This window comes from Hungatella sp. (genome assembly GCF_046966825.1).
The window spans coordinates 1-19,193 of sequence record NZ_JBKVCZ010000121.1; the positions used below are offsets into that span (position 1 = coordinate 1).

Here is a 19,193-nt window from a genome sequence, read left to right on the forward strand (position 1 = left end):
CAGTCAGTCAGTTCCATGGCGCTGGTGCTCCTCGCAACCGGATTTTCCGGTGTGGGACTGAAGGCGGTCTTCGGGCAGCAGGGCAGCTCTCCGCAGGTTCCGAGCCTGGAGCATACGCCGATTCTTTCGTCGATTCCGGTGGTGGGAGGATTTTTATCCGATTTGTCCCCCTTCGTGTATATCGCGTTTCTGGCGCTGATTCTGATTCACTGTATGTTTAAATACACCCCCCTCGGACTTCGGATCATCACCGTGGGTGAGAACCCGAAAGCAGCCGAGACGGCCGGCTTATCCGTTCACAAGATCCGGTATTTCTCCGTGATCCTGTCCGGTGTGCTGGGCGGGCTGGGAGGCGCATTTCTCTCACTCGGACAGATGAATTTATTCCAGGAGGGAATGGTGGCAGGCCGTGGTTATCTGGCTCTGGGAGCCGTTACCATGGGACGCTGGTCGCCGATCGGGGCCTTTGCCTCGTCCATGTTCTTCGGACTGTTCAGCGCGATTCAGCTTTACGTGCAGACAATTCCGGGAAATCCGGTGCCCAGTGAGTTTATCCAGATGATTCCGTATCTGGCCAGCCTTTTGGTTCTTGCCGTCAGCTTAAAGAAGAACAGCAGTGCGGTGGGAATCGCCGCCAGCGGCAAGCCATACACCAAGTTTGTCCAGCAGCGGTAGCAGGAGTATTTATCAAAAAGACAAGGAGAACATGTTAAAATGTCACAAAAACCCAATATCATATTTATACAGAATGACCATCAGGCATATTACCATTGGGAATGGGAAAACGGTCCGGTACCAATGCGTCCGAACTTCATGAAGCTGGCAGCCGAGGGCGCCTGTTTCACTCATTCCTACTGTGCGACACCGCTGTGCGGCCCGACTAGGCGTACCATGCTGACCGGCCTGTTTGCCCATACCCACAAGCAGTATCACAACTATACGGACCCGCCGTACGATCACGAGGTTTATCTCGATACGCTGGCGGAAGCGGGATACGACAATTACTATTTCGGCAAATGGCATGCAGGTCCGGGCGCGGCGAATGAACATCACTGCAGAGGATTCTCCAGAACCGATTACAGCAACCCTTATATTCAGCCGGAGTATAAGGAATATTTAAAGCGGTACAACTTACCGCAGGCGCTCCATCATATTGACCGTTACTTCGATATTCCTGAGATCAGCAGCCGCGGTGACTGGGCGGAATGTGCAGATGATGTGGATTACCAGTGCAAGGCCAACTGGTGCGGCGAGCACGCGGTGGGAAGCACACTCACTCCAAAGGAAACCCACGAGTCTTTCTTCCTGGCCACGCTGGCCTGCGAGCAGCTGGAAAAGCTGGCAAAGTCGGAGAGTGACCAGCCCTTTTCCTTACGAGTGGATTTCTGGGGACCTCACCAGCCTCATTTCCCGACGCAGGAATTCCTCGATCTGTATCCGAAGGAAGATTTCGTTCTGCCGGAGTACGGCAGCTACCGGAACCGCCTTCAGGGAAAACCGGGCGCTTATTACAGGGAGAGAAGTTCACCATTCGGAAAAGATGACCAGTTAATCATTCCAAGCGCCGTAAACTGGGATGAATGGACGGAGATTATCCGACATGCGTTTGCACACATCACCATGCTGGATGCGGCAGGCGGAATGATCGTCGACAAGTTAAAGGAGCTGGGCCTGGATAAGAATACGATGATTATCTGGACAACGGATCACGGCGATGCGCTGGCCAGCCAGGGCGGCCACTTTGACAAGGGCTCCTATATGTCCGAGGAAGTCATGAGAATTCCCTGTGCGGTCAAATGGGACGGTGTGATTCCGGCAGGCCAGGTTCGGGATGAACTGATCAGCACCATCGATTATCCGGTTACAATTCTCGACGCGGCAGGAACCGCCTTTACAAAGAATAAAGTCCACGGCAGAAGCCTTCTGCCTCTGCTTACCGGAAAGACGGACCAGTGGGATGACGACCTGATGGCAGAGACCTTTGGCCACGGGTACGGAGAAGATATCAACAGCAGAATGCTGGTTCACGGCGATTACAAGCTCATCGCCAATAAGGAAAGCATTGCGGAACTCTACAATCTGAGGACAGACCCGTTCGAGTTACATAATCTGTATGAAGATCCGGCCTTTGCCGATGTGAGGGCCGATTTGGAAAACAGGCTCCGCGTATGGCAGAAACGGACCGATGATCCGGTGGAGGTACTGTAGAAATGGATGAAAAAATCACGCAGATGCTGATTGAAGAGGCGGCGGAGGCCAGAAAACAGTCCTTCTCCCCCGGCGTTCCGGAGACACTGTATGGCGGAAGGGAGCGAAGAATCATGAGAATGTATGATATTATTATGAAGAAACGGGATGGAGGAGTCCTGACCGACGAGGAGATTGGGTACTTCGTAAATGGGTATACAGAGGGAGAGATACCGGATTACCAGGCCTCCGCCCTGCTGATGGCCATCTATTTTCAGGGGATGAACGAGCATGAGACCGCTTATTTGACGGGCTGCATGGCGGCATCCGGCGATGAGATCGATCTGTCGCCCATTCCCGGAATCAAGGTGGATAAACACTCCACCGGCGGCGTGGGAGACAAGACCACCATGGTGATCGGGCCTGTGGCGGCTGCCTGCGGCGTTCCTGTGGCGAAGCTTTCCGGCAGAGGGCTGGGACACACGGGCGGTACTCTGGATAAGCTGGAGGCCATACCGGGCCTCACAACGTCTCTGGACCAGTCGAAATTCTTCGATATGGTGAAAGAGATCGGTATCGCCGTGGCCGGACAGACGGGGAATCTGGCGCCGGCGGATAAGAAGCTGTATGCGCTCCGGGACGTAACTGCCACGGTGGATAATATTTCCCTGATCGCGGCCAGCATCATGTCCAAGAAGATCGCTTCCGGTTCCGACCGCATTCTTCTGGATGTGAAGACGGGAAGCGGCGCATTTATGAAGACGCTGGACGATTCCATCGCGCTGGCCAGGGAGATGGTGGATATCGGCACGAACGTGGGACGGGAAGTCGTCGCTCTGGTCACCGATATGGACCGTCCTCTGGGCAGAAATATCGGTAATGCCCTGGAGGTCATGGAGGCGGTTGCCACACTGAAGGGCCATGGTCCTGAGGACTTCACGCAGATTTGTCTCGCCCTGTCGTCCAACATGCTGTATCTGGCCGGGATGGGAACCATGGAAGCGTGCACCGCCATGGCGAAAGAGGCGATTAAGTCCGGAAAGGCATTCGAAAAATTCTGCCAGATGGTAGAGGCTCAGGGCGGAGACGCTTCCTATGTGAGAAAGCCTGAGAAATTTACTGTCTCGCCGGTGGAATATGAACTGAAAGCAGAAAAAAGCGGCTATATTACCGCCATGGATACGGAGAAGATCGGGATGGCGGCCGTGGAGCTGGGGGCCGGCAGAAGAAAGAAGGAAGACTCTATCGATTACGGTGCAGGCATTATTCTGAATGCGAAGATCGGCGACCGTGTGGAAAACGGACAGACGGTCGCCACACTGTATACCTCGGCGGTCAGCCTCTTATCGGGAGCCATCAGCTTGTTAAAAGAGGCGGTCGTGATCGGAAAAGAGCAGCCGGAAGCGGAAAAACTGATCTATGCGAGAATTACGAAAGACGGCGTGGAACGATATTAGAGAGAGAGGATAGAATAACTATGACATATGCTGAGATGCTTCATTGTGTGGACCATACCCTGTTAAAGGCCTGCGCTTCATGGGAGGAGATTTGCAGACTGTGTGACGAGGCGGTCGAATACCAGACGGCATCCGTCTGCGTGCCGCCCTGCTATATCAAGAGAATCCGTGAGACGTATCCCGACCTGACGATCTGTACGGTTGTAGGCTTCCCTCTGGGATACAGCGTGACGGCGGCCAAGGTCTGTGAAGTGAGAGAGGCTCTGGCGGACGGCGCGGATGAGATCGATATGGTGATCAATTTGACCGACGTAAAGAACGGAGAGTATCAGAAGGTTGAGGACGAGATCAGAGCCTTGAAGGAGGCCACAGGCGACCGTATTTTAAAGGTTATCATCGAGACGTGTTATCTCACGGAGGAAGAAAAGACTGCCATGTGCCGCGCGGTGACCAATGCAGGGGCGGATTTTATCAAAACCTCCACCGGATTCGGAACCGCAGGCGCCCTGCTCTCCGATATCGGGCTGTTTCAGGCAAATATCGGGGAGAACGTTAAAATCAAGGCCGCCAGCGGCGTCAGAACGCTGGAAGACTTAAAGAATTATGTGGAAGCGGGCTGCAGCCGCGTAGGCGCCAGCAGTGTGGTAAAGCAGGTGGCAGAGCTTCAGAAGTAAAAAGTGGATCGGTGGTTCCTGTAAGAAAGTCCGGACCTGGCGAACGCGCCTGTATTTGGCGCGAACGAAGGGGCCGGACTTTTCTGCGGCTCACCATTTTCCTCTGTTATAAAACGGAAGTATAACCTGAATTTATAATACACATTACTTTTATGTAGTTGACAAATAGAAGCAAGGTTGTTATCATTAAAATTACTATACAAAAAGGCGGGGATATGAATGGAAAGAATCGTATTATCGTTGCTGGTTGACAATACTTCCGGTGTTTTGAGCCGTGTGGCAGGGCTGTTCAGCCGCCGTGGCTACAACATTGAAAGCCTTACCGTGGGTGTCACCGCGGATGAGAGATATTCCAGAATGACAGTGGTTTCCATCGGAGACCAGGAAATTTTGGACCAGATCGAGAAACAGCTTCGCAAGCTGGAGGATGTGCGCGACATTAAGGAATTGAAGCCGGGTCATTCCGTATACAGGGAGCTGATCTTAGTCAAGGTCCGGGCCAATGCCAGTGAAAGGCAGGCGGTCAGCGCTATCGCGGATATTTTCCGTGCCACCATCGTCGATGTCGGTAAAGATTCTCTGACAGTTATGCTGACGGGCGACCAGTCAAAGCTGGACGCGCTCATCAATCTGTTGGAAGACTATGAGATACTGGAGCTGGCGAGAACCGGTCTTACGGGACTCTCAAGAGGGTCTGATGACGTCCGTTACTTACCATAGTTTTATGAAGTTAGCTAGAGGTATTGCCAAAGGCGGACAGAGAGTCGTCGGCATAGTTCCTTTAACAATAATAATATGAATACATATATGAGGAGGAAATAAAAAGATGGCAAAGATTTATTATCAGGAAGACTGTAACTTATCCTTATTAGAGGGAAAGACCATTGCAGTCATCGGATACGGCAGCCAGGGACATGCACACGCATTGAATTTAAAGGAATCCGGCTGTGACGTAATCGTAGGACTTTATGAGGGCAGCAAGTCATGGGCAAAGGCAGAGGCACAGGGCTTAACCGTTTATACAGCAGCAGAGGCAGCAAAGAAAGCCGATATCATCATGATCTTAATCAACGATGAGAAGCAGGCAGCCATGTACAAGGAATCTGTAGAACCGAATCTGGAAGAGGGCAACATGCTGATGTTTGCACACGGCTTCGCGATCCATTTCGGACAGATCGTACCTCCAAAGAATGTAGATGTTACCATGATCGCTCCGAAGGCACCTGGCCACACAGTAAGAAATGAGTATGTGGTTGGCAGAGGAACACCGTGTCTCGTAGCGGTTCATCAGGATTATACAGGCAAGGCAAAAGATATGGCACTGGCTTACGCGCTGGCATTAGGCGGAGCAAGAGCAGGCGTTTTAGAGACAACCTTCAAGGTAGAGACAGAGACAGACCTTTTCGGCGAGCAGGCTGTATTATGCGGCGGTGTATGTGCACTGATGAAGGCTGGCTTCGAGACTCTGGTAGAGGCTGGATATGCGCCTGAGAACGCTTATTTCGAGTGTATCCATGAGATGAAGCTGATCGTTGACTTAATCTTCGAGAGCGGATTCGCCGGAATGAGATACTCCATCTCCAATACGGCTGAGTACGGCGATTACATCACCGGACCGAAGATCGTAACAGACGAGACTAAGAAGGCGATGAAGCAGATCCTGACAGATATCCAGGATGGCTCCTTTGCAAAGGACTGGCTGCTTGAGAACCAGGTGGGCTGTTCTCACTTCAACGCGATGAGAAGAAAAGAAGCGGAGCATCCGGCGGAGAAGGTTGGTGCTGAACTGAGAAAGCTTTACAGCTGGAATGACGGCGGCAAGCTGATCGATAACTAATTAGAATACGCGGGAGATGGAAGGTAACTGCCATCTTCCGCCTTTTTTTATTTCACAGGAAAGTTCCTCCTATGAAATAAAAACCCTCCGGGGGATGCGCACTCCGCGCTAAAGAAATATGGCCGCTGAAGCGACCGCGCTCCGGCGCAAGAGTCCGGCTCGCCGGACTCTCTTGTATGGCGAATCGTAAGTATGTCTAAGGAGGCTGTGTGATGAAACATTTGGGAACGAAGAGAGTAGAGACAGAGAGGCTGATATTAAGACGGTTTACAATGGATGACGCGGATGCAATGTTCCGTAACTGGGCCAATGACCCGGAGGTAACGAAGTATCTGACATGGCCGGCTCACCCATCGGTTGAGGTTTCAAGAATGGTGCTGGAAAGCTGGGTGTCCCAATATGATGACAACGCAGTTTACCAGTGGGCGATTGTGCCCAGGGACATCGGTGAGCCGGTCGGAAGCATCGGCGCAGTCCATGGCAGAGATGAGATCGCAATGGTGCACATCGGCTACTGCATCGGGAAAAAATGGTGGCAGCAGGGGATCACATCGGAGGCGCTGGCCGCCCTGATCCGTTTTTTCTTCGAGGAAGCCGGAATGAACCGGGTAGAGTCCCGCCACGATCCTCATAATCCCAATTCGGGCCGCGTGATGAAAAAGTGCGGAATGAAGTATGAAGGGACTATGAGGCAGGCAGATATCAATAACCAGGGAATCTGTGATTTCTCTGAATACGGGATTCTGGCCGAAGACTATTTCGGCGGAAAGCAGGCAGAGAAATAGAGCGAACCACAGACAGTACGAGGGAATGGGGCCGGGCTATGCTTCTATCACAGAGATCCGTTCTCTGATATGGCTTCCGTTTATGGCCTCTTCGATCATGGCGGAAGCATAGTCCACGTAGCTGATCACACTTTCCCCCTTCGCATTCAGGAAGAGTTCTTCCCCGCCAAACAGATATTTTCCAGTCTCCCCGCCGTCCGCGCGGAAGTCACAGGCAGGACTCAAATAGGTCCATCTGACATCCTCGCGTTTCAGGAGTTCATCGAGGGCCTGCCCCATGCTGCCCGCCAGAGGTACGAAGGCCTCGGGAAAGTCGGGTCCATCCATGACTTGCGCCGTATGATCGGGGTTGACGTAGAGGCTACCGGCTCCGCCGACGACCAGCAGGCGGGTCCCGGTTCCGCTCAAAAGATCACATAGATGCTTTAAGGACGAGCTGTGCTGCGGCAGTGTTTCCGGAGTCCATGCACCGAAGGCGTCAATAACCGCGTCGAAGCCCGCCAGATCTTCCGGAACCAGGGAGAATAAGTCCTTCTTGATAACGTTTTGGGCCGAGCTTCTGTTTTCCTCGCGGACAACTGCGGTGACCTCGATCCCGCGTTCCACCGCTTTTTCAACAATCAGCCTTCCTGCTTTTCCGTTCGCACATACTACCGCCATTTTCATAGATTTCATTGATAAGATCCTCCTTAAAATGTAATTAGACTTGTTTTTTGGTGTTTATAGAATTATAATAGGGCTGTACAGCAAAAATGTAAAGTAAGCACTTTTTTGTGCTATAGGTACCTAAAAGAAACTATGAATGAGAAACCAGACAAAACAGGAAATGGAGGAAGCAATGGAAAAGATATTGCCGGCATGTCCGGTTGAGACGACGCTGATGCTGATCAGCGACAGATGGAAAGTGCTGATTATCCGGGATTTGTTAGACGGTACGAAGCGTTTTGGGGAACTGAAGAAATCTATCGGTTCTATTTCCCAGAAGGTGCTGACCTCCAATCTGCGGGAGATGGAGGCGGATGGACTGGTGAACAGAAAGGTCTACGCGGAGGTGCCTCCCAGAGTGGAGTATACGCTTACGGATACAGGCTACAGTCTGAAGCCCATTCTGGACGCGATGGTTGAGTGGGGGATGGAGTATAAGAGAAAGCTGAACTGAGCATAAAAATGTGAGAAAATAGAGAAATAGAGAAATAGAGAAATAAGAACGGACCGCCTGGGACAACAGATAACTGCTGTCTCCATGCGGTCCGAATTATGCAGGCTTCGTAATATCCAGTTTTCGCGATATCCGGTTACGAGATCGGAAAACTGTCACAGAAGGATAAGAAATCCTCTAACGCTCTGGAAGTCCCCCCTGGATTATAGGCGAAGCCGATGGTACGCTTTTTGATCGGCCATTTCATGGGAATCGTGACCAGTGTCTTCTTGTCCAGCTCTTCCTGAACGAACTCCCGGATCACACAGCCGATTCCGAGGCCGATCTTGGCGAACTCGATCAGAATATCCATGGTGTTTACCTCCAGCACCTGGCCGGGGACGATCTGATGTTCGCTTAAGTACTCATCGATGTATTTTCTTGTCATGTTGTTCCGGTCCAGAAGCAGGATGTTGCCGGTCTGAAAGATATCTGTATTCCTGCCTTCCCGCAGGTATAAGTTGTCCAGATACGGTTTCGTGGATACGAAGATATCCTGAATGCTCATCACCGGGACGAAGATCAGCGGTTTTCTGCTGGACGGTTCGGCGATAAGCCCCAGATCGATGTGCTGCTGTTCCAGCATGGCGATGGTGTGGGTGGTGGACTGGCTCTCGATGGTGATCTTCACATGCGGATACTTTTCGATGAAGCCCTTTAAGTAAGGGAGCAGGATATATTTGCAGAGTGTGTTGCTTACGCCGATGCGCAGATGGCCGATATTAAAGTCCTTGATCCGCTTCAGCTCATTTTCTCCACGGCTCAGTGCCTCGAAGGCAGATTCCGTATGGTGAAAGAGCAGTTCCCCCTCGCTGGTCAGCTGAACGCCTCTGGAATTCCGGGTGAAGAGGGAGACACCTAAACTGTCTTCCAGCTTGCTGATGGATTTACTGATGGCGGGCTGACTGATGTAAAGCTCCTTGGCGGCCTTGGAGATGTTTCCTGCCTTTGCCACTTCGTAGAAAATCTTATATTGCGAAAGGTTTTGTTCCATATATGCCTCTTTTCCTGGTATCCGTTCCGGTTGGCCCTCTGCCCCGCGCTGCGCGCTCTGGTCCGTCCCCGTCCAGCCGGAACGGTATAACTGACTATTATATTAAGTATTCATATTATGTATTTCTATTATATCAATAAGTATGTTAGAATGTAAAGCAGAAAATGAGAACAGGGTTTGAAGGAGGATATAGATTATGGGAATGACAATGACCCAGAAAATTTTAGCGGCTCATGCGGGGCTTTCGGACGTGAAGGCCGGACAGTTGATTGAGGCGGATTTGGATCTTGTATTGGGGAATGATATCACCTCTCCGGTGGCTATCAACGAGATGAAAAAATTCGACACAGAGACAGTTTTCGACAAGGATAAGATCGCTCTGGTTATGGACCATTTTATCCCGAACAAGGATATTAAATCAGCGGAAAACTGCAAGTGCTGCCGCGATTTCGCATGCAGACATGAGATCAGCAATTACTTTGACGTGGGACAGATGGGAATTGAGCACGCGCTGCTTCCGGAAAAAGGACTTGTGGTAGCCGGTGATGCAGTGATCGGCGCAGACTCACATACGTGTACATACGGCGCTCTCGGTGCATTTTCCACCGGTGTGGGAAGTACGGACATGGCGGCCGGTATGGTGACGGGAAAAGCATGGTTTAAGGTACCGTCTGCGCTGAAATTCGAGCTGGTTGGCAAACCAGGCGGCTGGGTCAGCGGAAAAGACGTCATTTTACATATTATCGGTATGATCGGCGTGGATGGCGCTCTCTATAAATCCATGGAATTCACCGGCGAGGGAATTAAGAACTTAACCATGGATGACCGCTTTACCATCTGTAACATGGCCATCGAGGCGGGCGGAAAGAACGGCATTTTCCCTGTGGATGACCTGGCCGTTCAGTACATGAAGGAGCACTCCAAACGGGAGTTCACCGTTTATGAGGCCGATCCCGATGCAGAGTATGACGAGGTCTACACCATCGATTTATCGGAACTGAAGCCGACAGTGGCGTTCCCGCACCTTCCGGAGAATACAAAGACCATCGGTTCCTTCGGTGATATCACGGTGGATCAGTCGGTGATCGGTTCCTGTACCAATGGGCGGATCGACGATATGAGAATCGCTGCAAAGGTGATGAAGGGCAGAAAAGTGGCGAAAAATGTCCGCTGTATCGTGATTCCTGCGACGCAGGAGATCTACCTGCAGGCCATGAGAGAGGGACTTCTGGAGATCTTTATCGAGGCGGGAGCGATCGTGAGCACACCGACCTGCGGACCGTGTCTGGGTGGTTACATGGGAATTCTGGCTGCAGGAGAACGCTGTATCTCCACAACGAACAGGAACTTTGTAGGCCGTATGGGCCATGTAGATTCTGAAGTGTATCTGGCAAGCCCGGCGATCGCGGCGGCCAGCGCCATCACTGGAAAGATTTCAGCGCCGGAAGAACTCGGCTTATAAGGAAAAAGGAGGACAGATTAATGAAAGCGACAGGTTCCGTTTTTAAATATGGGGACAATGTGGACACGGATGTCATCATTCCGGCCAGATATTTAAATATTACAGATGGATATGAGCTTGCCAAACACTGTATGGAAGATATCGACAGGGATTTTGTGAAAAATGTAAAAAAAGGCGATATTATCGTAGCGAATAAGAATTTTGGTTGCGGCTCCTCCAGAGAGCATGCGCCGCTCGTAATCAAGTGCGCGGGGGTCAGCTGTGTCATAGCGGAGACTTTTGCAAGAATTTTTTACCGCAACGCCATCAACATCGGCCTGCCGATCATCGAATGCCCGGAGGCTGCTAAGGCCATCGCTGCGGGTGACGAGGTGGAAGTCGATTTTGACAGCGGCATCATTACGAATAAGACGACGGGACAGTCCTATGAGGGCCAGGCATTCCCGCCGTTTATGCAGAAGATTATTTCTGCAGGGGGATTGATTCCATATATAAATCAGAAGTAGGGTACCGTCCCGAAAACGGAAGCCGGAGGAGCCCGGATATACCAGAGACAGCATTCTGGCATATCCGGGCTTCTCTTTCATGATTTGCTGTCTGCAGGCAGAACCTACGGAGCGTTCTGCCCGTCACGAAGCGGGATGAAATAATTTTTCCTATACACGGCGCGCAGGCAGTGCTATATTATATAGAAGAAACACATCAAAAACTGTCGAAAGGGAGGATATGCCGTATGACAATTCAATTTGCCGCGGAGGAAGACACAGGGCTGATCCTGCGATTTATAAAGGAACTTGCCGACTATGAGGGAATGCTTTCCGAGGTGGAGGCGACAGAGGAGCTGCTGCGGGAATGGATTTTTGAAAAGAAAAAGGCTGAGGTGCTGATTGGGAAGGAGGGTGGAGAACCGGTGGGATTTGCCCTGTTTTTCCATAACTTTTCTACATTTCTGGGCAGAGCCGGAATTTACCTGGAGGACCTTTACGTCAGACCGGAATACCGGGGAAAGGGCTGCGGAACCGCTTTTTTGAAGCGCCTGGCAGAGCTCGCTGTGGAGCGGGGCTGCGGACGCCTGGAGTGGTGGTGCCTCGACTGGAATAAACCGAGCATTGAATTCTACCGTGCCATGGGAGCCGTTCCCATGGACGACTGGACGGTTTACCGGATTACCGGCGATCAGCTGAAGAAGCTTTCCGGACATGCCGGAAATTCAGAAAGGAGTGAATCAGATGGTGAAGACGAACGCCATGCGTATGCTGGACAAGGCAAAAATTGAATACAGAACAAAAGAGTACGAGGTGGATGAGAATGACTTATCGGGAAGCCATGCCGCGGACATGATGGGAGTGGATCACGGAAGCGTGTTTAAGACTCTGGTGCTTAAAGGGGAGAAGATGGGCTATCTGGTATGCTGCATCCCTGTGGATGCGGAGCTGGATTTAAAGAAGACGGCCAGGGCGGCAGGCGATAAGAAGGTGGAAATGATCCATATGAAGGACCTTCTGGCCGTTACGGGATACATCAGAGGGGGATGCTCTCCCATCGGGATGAAGAAGCAATTCCCCACTTTTGTCGAAGAAAGTGCTGTTTTGTATGATGAGATCGCCATAAGCGCCGGATTAAGAGGCCAGCAGATCCTGATCTCCCCACAAACCCTGGTGACCTTCATCCGGGGAAAATTTGCTTCCCTGACGTTTGAATAGTTTACATAAAATAAAAACGCAAAAAAACACAAAATTTGCAACTTTAAATAAGTAACAGAAATGTAACAGATTTGTAAAGATTAAATAATAAATATAAATAAAAATATAGCTTGAAACAAGCTTATAAATGTAATATATATACAAAAAATATAAAAAGACCAGAAAACGGTCAAGGAAAATATCACAAAGATGTTAAATAAGTATTGACTTTGTTGACAAGACTCCTCTATAATACGCTCGTCACCCGGAAACGGCTGCAAAAGTCTGCGGCTTAGATGTATGAGAGAAAAGAAAGAGGAGTATGTATGCTGACATTGCGCTCAATTCTTCAGCATATCTGTCAGTTCTTTCGGGGACTGGCGGTGAAGGCCACAAAAAGGATGTATCGATCGTCGGCTGTCTTTATGGCAGGCGCTGCGGTGATCACCGTTGTGGCATTTACCTCGACCGGTTTCGGCAGCGGAGGAAGGAACGCCCTGACGGCATTTGCGGAAACTCCGGGGCAGGAGACGGCGGCAGAAGAGGAAGATGCAGAAGAAGAGGAACCTGTTACGGAAGCAAAAGTACAAGTCCAACTTACCGAAATAAAGAAGCAGGGACAACTGTTAGCCGGTAATCTATTGGAAAAGGAAGTACAGCAGAAACAGGAGATCCAACAGGAATCAAAAGAAGAGCTTGAACGTATCAATGAACAGATTGTCATGGATGCTAAAATAAAGGCGCTGGAGGCAGAAGAAAATGCCCGCCAGAAAGCTTTGGAAGAAGAAAGACGCAGGGAAGAAGAGAAGAAAGCGGCAAGCCGGAAGGCGGTCTCAGATGACGATTATCAGGTTCTGCTGCGGATCGTTCAGGCAGAAGCCGGAGTCTGTGACGAGAAGGGAAAGATTCTCGTGGCCAATGTGGTGCTGAACCGCGTGAAGAGCCAGGAGTTCCCGGATTCGGTTAGAAGCGTTGTCTATGAGCCTTCTCAGTTTTCACCGGTATCAGACGGTTCCATCAATTCCGTGAAGGTAACGGAGGAGACGAAGGAATGCGTGAACCGGGCGCTGGAAGGGGAGGACTATTCCGACGGGGCGTTATACTTCATGAACCGGAGAGGTTCCAGAAGCAGAGCTGTGAGCTGGTTTGATTCCCATTTAACGTATCTGTTCCGCCATCAAAATCATGAGTTTTTTAAATAAAAACATTGTAGAATATTCTGCTTTAGGTGTATACTATAGCTAGACGGCAGCGGGAAGAAAACTCTGCCGGAAACTAAGAGATTTTATACATAAAGGAGAACAGGACTATGATTTTTGACTCAGCGAAGAATCTTGATTTTTACAGAGGGCTTGGAATTGAAGGCAGATACAATAAGGCAGTTGATTTCCTTCAGAATACCGATTTAGAGAACCTGGCACCGGGGAAATACGAAATTGACGGCAAGAACGTCTATGCCAATGTAACCGAATACACCACGATTCCGTGGGAAGAGGCGAAGTACGAATCACACCATGATTACACGGATATCCAGTACATGATCACAGGCACTGAGACCATGACCTATGCACCGGTGGACGCACTGAATGTGACAGTACCATATAACGAAGAAAAAGACTGTGTTTTATATGACAACGCAAATCCTGGTTTAAAGGTAGTTGTCGGAGCAGGTGAATATATGATCTTTAATCCGTGGGATGGCCATAAGCCGAAAGCAGCAGACGGCGAGCCGGCCCCGATTAAGAAGGTAATTGTGAAAATTAAGGAAAATTAATGAGATATCTCATAACGGAGCGTTCCTTTCGCTGGAGCGCTCTTTTTTTGTTTCATAGGGAAGTTCGTCCTATGAAACCAAAACCCTCCGGGTGAGGCGCACTCCGCGCTAAGGAAATTTGGCTGCTGAAGCAACCGCGCTCCGGCGCACGAGTCCGGCTTGCCGGACTCGTTGTGCGAAGGGAGGTTTTTTGTTTCTGTAACCGTTCCAGCGAAAAATTCCCCCTGAATCAAAAAAATGTGGAGTTTTTTCCCGGCCATTTTCCAACTATAATAAAATTACAAAGAAATGAAACAGAGGAAAAATGAGGAAAATATAAAGGGGTGGAACCATGAAAAAGAAACGGCTGACATACAGTAACTTTTACTTTTACCTATTGCTCCTTGCGCCGATTCTGGCTGTCTATATCCTGTTTTTTGTTATTCCTGTGGTATCCAGCATGTTTTTCAGCCTGACGAATTTTAATGGAATCAGCCTGAAATTCAAGTGGGTGGGATTTAACAATTACGATGTGGCGTTTCATGACAAGGTGTTTAAGAAGGCCATGGTCAACACCTTTCTTTTCGCCCTGGGAGCGACAGTATTACAGAATCTGTTCGCAATCGTGTTCGCAATGGCGCTGAACACGAAAATCAAGTCCAGAAACTTCCTGCGGATGCTGCTTTTTGCACCGTGTATGCTCTCCCCCGTGGTGGTGGCATTTATCTGGCAGTTTATCTATATGCCGGACGGTATGCTGAACCACCTGCTGGGAACCGACATCACCTGGCTGGGAAACAGAAAGACAGCGCTGTTTTGTGTGGTGATCGCTCATGTGTGGATGTGGATCGGATATTCTTCCACCATTTACATGTCCAACTTACAGAGTATATCGACGGATATTCTGGAAGCGGCGGCCATCGACGGAGCGGGGCCGTGGCAGAAATTCAAGAGCATCACACTGCCGATGCTGGCTCCGGCCACTACCATCAATGTGACGCTTGCGTTTACCCAGTCCCTAAAGGTATTTGACATTGTCTACGCCATGACAGGCGGCGGACCGCTGAACTCCACGGAGACGGTGGGAACGTATGTGGTCGCCAATATGAACCGCGGTCTGCACGGCTACGCATCGGCTCAGACCGTACTTTTAACCATCGTGATAGTCCTGTTCGGGCAGGTTTTAATCGGAGTTCTGAAAAAACGAGAGGAGGCGATTTACTGATGAAAACCAGAAAGAAACCATTGCTTTTTCTGTTCGAACTGCTGATAATCGCCGCCTGCATGCTGATGTTCTATCCGGTGATCATGATGGTTCTCGTGTCCCTGAAGGATGAGGCGCTGCTGGCGAGCGAGCCCTTAAGCCTGAAGACCAGCTTCGCCTTTGAAAACTATATAACTGCGGCGAAGGGAATGAAATACTGGAGAGCGCTGCTTAACTCTTCCGTATTGACGGTATTCAGCTCTTTGATCACCACATTCTTTGGGGCCTGCGGGGCGTATGCCATCATGCGGGCGAGAAGAGGAAAGAAGCTCTTTCTCGCACTGAACGCGCTGTTTCTCATCGGTCTGGCGCTGCCGCAGCAGGTGGCCATGGTGCCTCTCGTCTTATGGATGCAGAAGCTTCACGTAGCCAATACGCTGCGGACTGATCCTGGCGTTTATCGGAGCCAACGCGGCATACGGCGTGTTCTTTTTTTCCGGCTTTGTGAATACCGTACCCGTCACCCTGGAGGAGGCGGCCTATATTGACGGAGCCAGCCCCTTTACGACATTTATCAGAATCGTGTATCCGCTGCTTAAGCCGCCCATGGTAACGCTTTTGATCGTGATCGCCTTAAGGGTTTGGAACAACTTTATGTATCCCCTGCTGCTACTGCAGGGTCAGAATTCCAGGACACTGCCTCTTACGGTATTTTTCTTTAAGGGTGACTTGTCGATCCAGTGGAATATTCTGTTTGCGGCGACAACCCTGGTGATCCTGCCGCTGATGATCGTCTATTTCATACTGCAGAAGCAGATCATTTCCGGTATGTTAAACGGGTCTGTGAAGGGGTGAATCAGTTAAATGCAATAGTAACAAAATCATAATAAAGGAATAACAGGAGGAAGAAACATGAGAAAAAGAAGAACAGCAGCATGGTTCATGGCGGCAGCCATGGTAATGGGATCTCTGGCCGGATGCGGACAGAAGGCTGCGCCGGAGACGACGGCAGCACAGAACAGCGAGGCGAAGAAGGAGGAGACCGCTGCATCGGAGGAAACAAAGGCGGAAGCGGAGAGTACGGGAGAACAGGTAGAGCTTAAGGTGTTTGGATTTAAGACCGGAGCGGAGGAAGGTGCGATTCCGGAACTGATCGAACAGTTCAACAAGGAGAATCCGGATATCAAGGTGGTGTACGAGGGAATCAGCAACGCGGGCGGTTATCAGGATGTACTCACCGCGAGACTGGCTTCCGGGCCGGGGGACGACGTGTTCTTTGCCAACCCCAATTCGCCGCAGCCTGCGGGCATACCGAGGATCTGTCCGATATGCCTGTGGTGGAGAAGTACAGCGGCCTCGTAAAGGATTTGCTGACCATCAATGACAGCATTCCGGGTCTCGGCATGGAAGTGGCCGTATTCGGTATGTTTTCCAACCTCGATGTGCTGAAGGAAGCGGGCATCGACCACGCGCCGGCAAACTACAAAGAGTTTCTGGAGGATTGTGAGATCCTGAAGAAAGCCGGAAAGACACCGGTCGTGGCCGGAGCCAAGGACGGTACGGGCGTTGCCATTCTCTCCCTGGCGAAGAGCATGGACCCGGTCTATCAGGCATCCGATAAGATGGACCAGATCGCCAAAATGAACAGCGGCGAGCTGAAATTCGGCGATGTGATGCAGCCGGGATTCGACTTGGAAGACTGATCTCCAAAGGTTATCTGGACGGAAGCAAGGCCCTCGTCTATGCGGCGGGTCAGGACGATATTGCAGAATTCGCAAAGGGAGAGGCCGGCTTTATGCCTGGCGGAAGCTGGTTCGTGGCAGGACTTGATAGCGCGGCTCCGGATATGAACTATACTCTGGGTGGTATTCCGGTTGAGGATGACGATTCCCTGATTCTGATCAATGCCGGTGTCCGCGTCTGCATCAACAGCTCTTCTGAGAAGAAGGACGCAGCCCGGAAATTCGTGGAATTCTTCACCGGACTGGACAGCATGAACGCCTACGTGGCAAGCCAGAACAGCTTCAATCCGCGCACGGATGGAGCCAGCACGGACAACGATGTGGTGGAGCCAGCGGCGGAGCGTCTGAGCGCGGCCCGCATGGTTCCGTGGGTGGATTCCGCCTTTGACATCGCGGTGGTCAGCCCGTGGGCGGACGCCCGTACCTTTACGGCCAATGTGGCGGGCGGTGATTCCGTGGACAATGCGGTCAAGGACCTAAACGCACAGGTGGAGAATAATCTGAAGCTGAAATAATGCAGGCTGGCAGCCGCAGGACTGAGTCTTGCGGCTGCCTTTTACCAAAGAATGGCACAAGAGAGGGGGACGGGGACATGTATCGGATACTGATTGCGGATGATGAGTTCTGGGTGGGCCGGTGGCTGAGCCAGGTCTTAAAGGAGAGCCCCTTTGAGGTGACGGTGACGGGAATCAGTGATAACGGGGAAGAGACGTTGAAAGCGCTGCTGGACACCAGACCCGACATATTGATTACGGATATCAATATGCCGCTGATCGACGGCCTCGATGTGCTAAAACGCCTGGAGAAAGCGGGGGAAAGGCTCCCGAAGACCATCGTCATATCCGGTTACGACGAATTTGACTATGCGAGGCGCGCTATTGAGCTGGAGGTTATGGCCTATTTATTAAAGCCGCTGGAGCGGTCGGCGGTCTACGAAGCCGTTGAGAAGGCTGTCGCGGCGCTGGAAAAGGAGCAGGAGAGAAAGGAACAGACCCGGGACGGTTTCACGGCAGGGGTGGAAAACATCCTGACGGAGTACCTGCGAAGTCCCGGCGATGAGACGAAGCGCCAGCTTAGCAGCCTCCTGGTGTCAGGACAGGGGCAGAGCGGCTTTTTTGAACTGGCACTGTTTCAGATGCGCCGTTTGGAAAAATCCGCTCTGACGAGGGAGGAGATGCGCGGACGTCTGGAGGAGGCTGCTGCCGGTAAGGACATCTACCTCTGCCCGCTGGACCGCTTCACCTGGGGCGTCCTGATCACAGGCATTGTGAATCCTGCGGGCTTCCGGCTGGATGAGAGCGTGCTTGTGAGTCTGCTTCACAGCTATGAGTATGGGCTGAGCGAGGCGCATGAGGCGATGGAGGAGATTGGCGAGGCATTCGCGGAGGCGAGGGAATCCATCATTCTGCGGCTGGGGCGGGAAGGGAAGACGGAGTCCTTTCCGGTGTCGGAATCCGATCTTCACGCGGATTTTCTGGCTGCGTTAAAGGCCGGCAACATGGAGCGGATCAGGGAGTGTACGAAACAGGCCTGCGGGCTCTTTATCCAGAAGGGATACGACTTAACCAGCTGCTTAAATTTCTACTTTGTTCTGTCGGGCGAGGTGATCAAGCTGTTGAATGACCGGTATAAGGAACAGAGCCGGACGGAATATCTGGAACTGATCGAGGAGGGATACGATTTCTCTGTCCGGATCCGGAATTACTACAGCATCCGGTCCATCTGCCACCGGTTTGAAGAGTATATTGAAAAGGCAGCGTCCTGTCTGAAGGAAGAGGACTGCATGGATGTGGCGGCAATTGTCAAACGGATCCAGCGTGAGATCAGGGAGCATTACAGCACTGATATCAGCCTCGCCTGGGTGGCGGACGAATACGGAATCAATCCCAGCTATTTCAGCAAGAAGTTCAAGGATGAGACGGGTGTTAATTTCATCGATTATCTGACGGAGGTGCGGATCGGACAGGCAAAGGAGCTTTTAAGCCACACGGGTCTTTCCGTCAGTGCCGTCAGCCTTCGGGTGGGATTTAAGGAAGCAAAGTATTTCAGCCGGGTGTTTGCCTCCATGACGGGGGAGAAACCGTCGGAATACAGGGAGAGGATGAGGCGGGAGGAGGAAAAACGTGAAGAGAGTGCGCATTAAGACGTGGCTGGAGAGCCGTCTGAACAGAAAAATATTTTTGAGCTTTCTGACAGTCTCCCTCATTCCTCTTTGTAT

At 51.2% G+C, this 19,193-nt stretch carries 23 protein-coding genes; 21 read left to right on the plus strand and 2 right to left on the minus strand.

The window, feature by feature from the left end; translation table 11 throughout:
- From ACLTD4_RS26220 to ACLTD4_RS26250, 7 genes are all read left to right on the plus strand, one after another.
- Window positions 1–675, plus strand: a 675-nt coding sequence (locus ACLTD4_RS26220; protein ID WP_321016862.1) for an ABC transporter permease, incomplete at its 5' end; no start/stop codon positions are given.
- 39 nt (window positions 676–714) lie between these two features.
- Window positions 715–2,208: a sulfatase-like hydrolase/transferase gene (locus ACLTD4_RS26225; protein WP_117620565.1), complete on the plus strand. Its 1,494-nt coding sequence runs from the start codon at window positions 715–717 to the stop codon at window positions 2,206–2,208.
- 113 nt (window positions 2,209–2,321) lie between these two features.
- Window positions 2,322–3,644, plus strand: coding sequence for a pyrimidine-nucleoside phosphorylase (locus ACLTD4_RS26230; protein ID WP_117620788.1), 1,323 nt, complete (start codon window positions 2,322–2,324; stop codon window positions 3,642–3,644).
- Between the two features lie 20 nt (window positions 3,645–3,664).
- Window positions 3,665–4,318, plus strand: a complete 654-nt coding sequence (gene deoC / locus ACLTD4_RS26235; protein ID WP_117620566.1) for a deoxyribose-phosphate aldolase — start codon at window positions 3,665–3,667, stop codon at window positions 4,316–4,318.
- Window positions 4,319–4,537: 219 nt separating this feature from the next.
- Window positions 4,538–5,038, plus strand: a complete 501-nt coding sequence (ilvN, locus tag ACLTD4_RS26240; RefSeq protein ID WP_002603814.1) for an acetolactate synthase small subunit — start codon at window positions 4,538–4,540, stop codon at window positions 5,036–5,038.
- A gap of 106 nt (window positions 5,039–5,144) precedes the next feature.
- Window positions 5,145–6,155 carry a ketol-acid reductoisomerase gene (gene ilvC, locus ACLTD4_RS26245; protein WP_002603815.1) on the plus strand — a complete coding sequence of 337 codons (1,011 nt, stop codon included), beginning with the start codon at window positions 5,145–5,147 and terminating at the stop codon, window positions 6,153–6,155.
- Window positions 6,156–6,367: 212 nt separating this feature from the next.
- Window positions 6,368–6,940: a GNAT family N-acetyltransferase gene (locus tag ACLTD4_RS26250; protein ID WP_117620567.1), complete on the plus strand. Its 573-nt coding sequence runs from the start codon at window positions 6,368–6,370 to the stop codon at window positions 6,938–6,940.
- A gap of 36 nt (window positions 6,941–6,976) precedes the next feature.
- Here the strand turns inward: ACLTD4_RS26250 and ACLTD4_RS26255 are convergent, their stop codons facing one another.
- Window positions 6,977–7,615 carry an NAD(P)-dependent oxidoreductase gene (locus tag ACLTD4_RS26255; RefSeq protein WP_412331682.1) on the minus strand — a complete coding sequence of 213 codons (639 nt, stop codon included), beginning with the start codon at window positions 7,613–7,615 and terminating at the stop codon, window positions 6,977–6,979.
- A gap of 163 nt (window positions 7,616–7,778) precedes the next feature.
- Between ACLTD4_RS26255 and ACLTD4_RS26260 the strand changes: the two genes are divergently transcribed.
- The gene (locus ACLTD4_RS26260) at window positions 7,779–8,099 is read left to right on the plus strand and encodes a winged helix-turn-helix transcriptional regulator (protein WP_117620790.1); all 321 of its coding nucleotides are present in this window, start codon (window positions 7,779–7,781) and stop codon (window positions 8,097–8,099) included.
- Between the two features lie 136 nt (window positions 8,100–8,235).
- On the opposite strand, the gene ACLTD4_RS26265 is transcribed toward ACLTD4_RS26260, so the two are convergent.
- A complete protein-coding gene (locus ACLTD4_RS26265; protein ID WP_055652939.1) occupies window positions 8,236–9,132 on the minus strand; it encodes a LysR family transcriptional regulator in 897 nt (298 codons plus the stop codon).
- A 196-nt stretch (window positions 9,133–9,328) separates the two neighbouring features.
- Between ACLTD4_RS26265 and leuC the strand changes: the two genes are divergently transcribed.
- From leuC to ACLTD4_RS26330, 13 genes are all read left to right on the plus strand, one after another.
- On the plus strand, window positions 9,329–10,594 hold the full coding sequence (gene leuC, locus ACLTD4_RS26270) for a 3-isopropylmalate dehydratase large subunit (RefSeq protein ID WP_055652938.1): 1,266 nt from the start codon (window positions 9,329–9,331) through the stop codon (window positions 10,592–10,594).
- 20 nt (window positions 10,595–10,614) lie between these two features.
- Complete coding sequence (leuD, locus tag ACLTD4_RS26275) at window positions 10,615–11,100, plus strand: 3-isopropylmalate dehydratase small subunit (RefSeq protein WP_055652937.1); 486 nt, start codon at window positions 10,615–10,617, stop codon at window positions 11,098–11,100.
- A gap of 227 nt (window positions 11,101–11,327) precedes the next feature.
- Window positions 11,328–11,870 (plus strand): GNAT family N-acetyltransferase, encoded by a 543-nt coding sequence (locus tag ACLTD4_RS26280; protein ID WP_117620568.1) that lies wholly within the window; start codon window positions 11,328–11,330, stop codon window positions 11,868–11,870.
- Window positions 11,824–12,297: a Cys-tRNA(Pro) deacylase gene (gene ybaK / locus ACLTD4_RS26285; protein WP_002603822.1), complete on the plus strand. Its 474-nt coding sequence runs from the start codon at window positions 11,824–11,826 to the stop codon at window positions 12,295–12,297. Before ACLTD4_RS26280 ends, ybaK begins: the two co-directional genes overlap by 47 nt.
- Before the next feature lie 305 nt (window positions 12,298–12,602).
- Window positions 12,603–13,478, plus strand: coding sequence for a cell wall hydrolase (locus tag ACLTD4_RS26290; RefSeq protein WP_055652935.1), 876 nt, complete (start codon window positions 12,603–12,605; stop codon window positions 13,476–13,478).
- A gap of 107 nt (window positions 13,479–13,585) precedes the next feature.
- Window positions 13,586–14,050 (plus strand): YhcH/YjgK/YiaL family protein, encoded by a 465-nt coding sequence (locus tag ACLTD4_RS26295; protein WP_117620569.1) that lies wholly within the window; start codon window positions 13,586–13,588, stop codon window positions 14,048–14,050.
- A gap of 331 nt (window positions 14,051–14,381) precedes the next feature.
- Window positions 14,382–15,254 (plus strand): carbohydrate ABC transporter permease, encoded by an 873-nt coding sequence (locus ACLTD4_RS26300; protein WP_055652933.1) that lies wholly within the window; start codon window positions 14,382–14,384, stop codon window positions 15,252–15,254.
- Entirely contained in the window at window positions 15,254–15,781 is a 528-nt protein-coding gene (locus tag ACLTD4_RS26305; RefSeq protein ID WP_412331683.1) for a hypothetical protein, read from the plus strand. The genes ACLTD4_RS26300 and ACLTD4_RS26305 overlap by 1 nt, the downstream gene beginning before the upstream one ends.
- A complete protein-coding gene (locus ACLTD4_RS26310) occupies window positions 15,738–16,088 on the plus strand; it encodes a carbohydrate ABC transporter permease (RefSeq protein ID WP_412331684.1) in 351 nt (116 codons plus the stop codon). The genes ACLTD4_RS26305 and ACLTD4_RS26310 overlap by 44 nt, the downstream gene beginning before the upstream one ends.
- Window positions 16,089–16,145: 57 nt before the next feature.
- The gene (locus ACLTD4_RS26315) at window positions 16,146–16,595 is read left to right on the plus strand and encodes an extracellular solute-binding protein (RefSeq protein WP_412331685.1); all 450 of its coding nucleotides are present in this window, start codon (window positions 16,146–16,148) and stop codon (window positions 16,593–16,595) included.
- Window positions 16,562–16,936 (plus strand): extracellular solute-binding protein, encoded by a 375-nt coding sequence (locus ACLTD4_RS26320; protein ID WP_412331686.1) that lies wholly within the window; start codon window positions 16,562–16,564, stop codon window positions 16,934–16,936. The genes ACLTD4_RS26315 and ACLTD4_RS26320 overlap by 34 nt, the downstream gene beginning before the upstream one ends.
- A gap of 59 nt (window positions 16,937–16,995) precedes the next feature.
- The gene (locus ACLTD4_RS26325) at window positions 16,996–17,490 is read left to right on the plus strand and encodes an extracellular solute-binding protein (protein ID WP_412331687.1); all 495 of its coding nucleotides are present in this window, start codon (window positions 16,996–16,998) and stop codon (window positions 17,488–17,490) included.
- 77 nt (window positions 17,491–17,567) lie between these two features.
- Entirely contained in the window at window positions 17,568–19,118 is a 1,551-nt protein-coding gene (locus tag ACLTD4_RS26330; protein ID WP_117620573.1) for a response regulator transcription factor, read from the plus strand.
- Window positions 19,119–19,193: the final 75 nt, after the last annotated feature.

Bases quoted from the DNA above. Each gene is read 5' to 3' on its own strand.
- ACLTD4_RS26225 (WP_117620565.1), top strand. From the start codon at position 715: ATGTCACAAAAACCCAATATCATATTTATACAGAATGACCATCAGGCA.
- ACLTD4_RS26230 (WP_117620788.1), top strand. From the start codon at position 2,322: ATGAGAATGTATGATATTATTATGAAGAAACGGGATGGAGGAGTCCTG.
- deoC (WP_117620566.1), top strand. From the start codon at position 3,665: ATGACATATGCTGAGATGCTTCATTGTGTGGACCATACCCTGTTAAAG.
- ilvN (WP_002603814.1), top strand. From the start codon at position 4,538: ATGGAAAGAATCGTATTATCGTTGCTGGTTGACAATACTTCCGGTGTT.
- ilvC (WP_002603815.1), top strand. From the start codon at position 5,145: ATGGCAAAGATTTATTATCAGGAAGACTGTAACTTATCCTTATTAGAG.
- ACLTD4_RS26250 (WP_117620567.1), top strand. From the start codon at position 6,368: ATGAAACATTTGGGAACGAAGAGAGTAGAGACAGAGAGGCTGATATTA.
- ACLTD4_RS26255 (WP_412331682.1), bottom strand. From the start codon at position 7,615: ATGAAATCTATGAAAATGGCGGTAGTATGTGCGAACGGAAAAGCAGGA.
- ACLTD4_RS26260 (WP_117620790.1), top strand. From the start codon at position 7,779: ATGGAAAAGATATTGCCGGCATGTCCGGTTGAGACGACGCTGATGCTG.
- ACLTD4_RS26265 (WP_055652939.1), bottom strand. From the start codon at position 9,132: ATGGAACAAAACCTTTCGCAATATAAGATTTTCTACGAAGTGGCAAAG.
- leuC (WP_055652938.1), top strand. From the start codon at position 9,329: ATGGGAATGACAATGACCCAGAAAATTTTAGCGGCTCATGCGGGGCTT.
- leuD (WP_055652937.1), top strand. From the start codon at position 10,615: ATGAAAGCGACAGGTTCCGTTTTTAAATATGGGGACAATGTGGACACG.
- ACLTD4_RS26280 (WP_117620568.1), top strand. From the start codon at position 11,328: ATGACAATTCAATTTGCCGCGGAGGAAGACACAGGGCTGATCCTGCGA.
- ybaK (WP_002603822.1), top strand. From the start codon at position 11,824: ATGGTGAAGACGAACGCCATGCGTATGCTGGACAAGGCAAAAATTGAA.
- ACLTD4_RS26290 (WP_055652935.1), top strand. From the start codon at position 12,603: ATGCTGACATTGCGCTCAATTCTTCAGCATATCTGTCAGTTCTTTCGG.
- ACLTD4_RS26295 (WP_117620569.1), top strand. From the start codon at position 13,586: ATGATTTTTGACTCAGCGAAGAATCTTGATTTTTACAGAGGGCTTGGA.
- ACLTD4_RS26300 (WP_055652933.1), top strand. From the start codon at position 14,382: ATGAAAAAGAAACGGCTGACATACAGTAACTTTTACTTTTACCTATTG.
- ACLTD4_RS26305 (WP_412331683.1), top strand. From the start codon at position 15,254: ATGAAAACCAGAAAGAAACCATTGCTTTTTCTGTTCGAACTGCTGATA.
- ACLTD4_RS26315 (WP_412331685.1), top strand. From the start codon at position 16,146: ATGAGAAAAAGAAGAACAGCAGCATGGTTCATGGCGGCAGCCATGGTA.
- ACLTD4_RS26320 (WP_412331686.1), top strand. From the start codon at position 16,562: ATGCCTGTGGTGGAGAAGTACAGCGGCCTCGTAAAGGATTTGCTGACC.
- ACLTD4_RS26330 (WP_117620573.1), top strand. From the start codon at position 17,568: ATGTATCGGATACTGATTGCGGATGATGAGTTCTGGGTGGGCCGGTGG.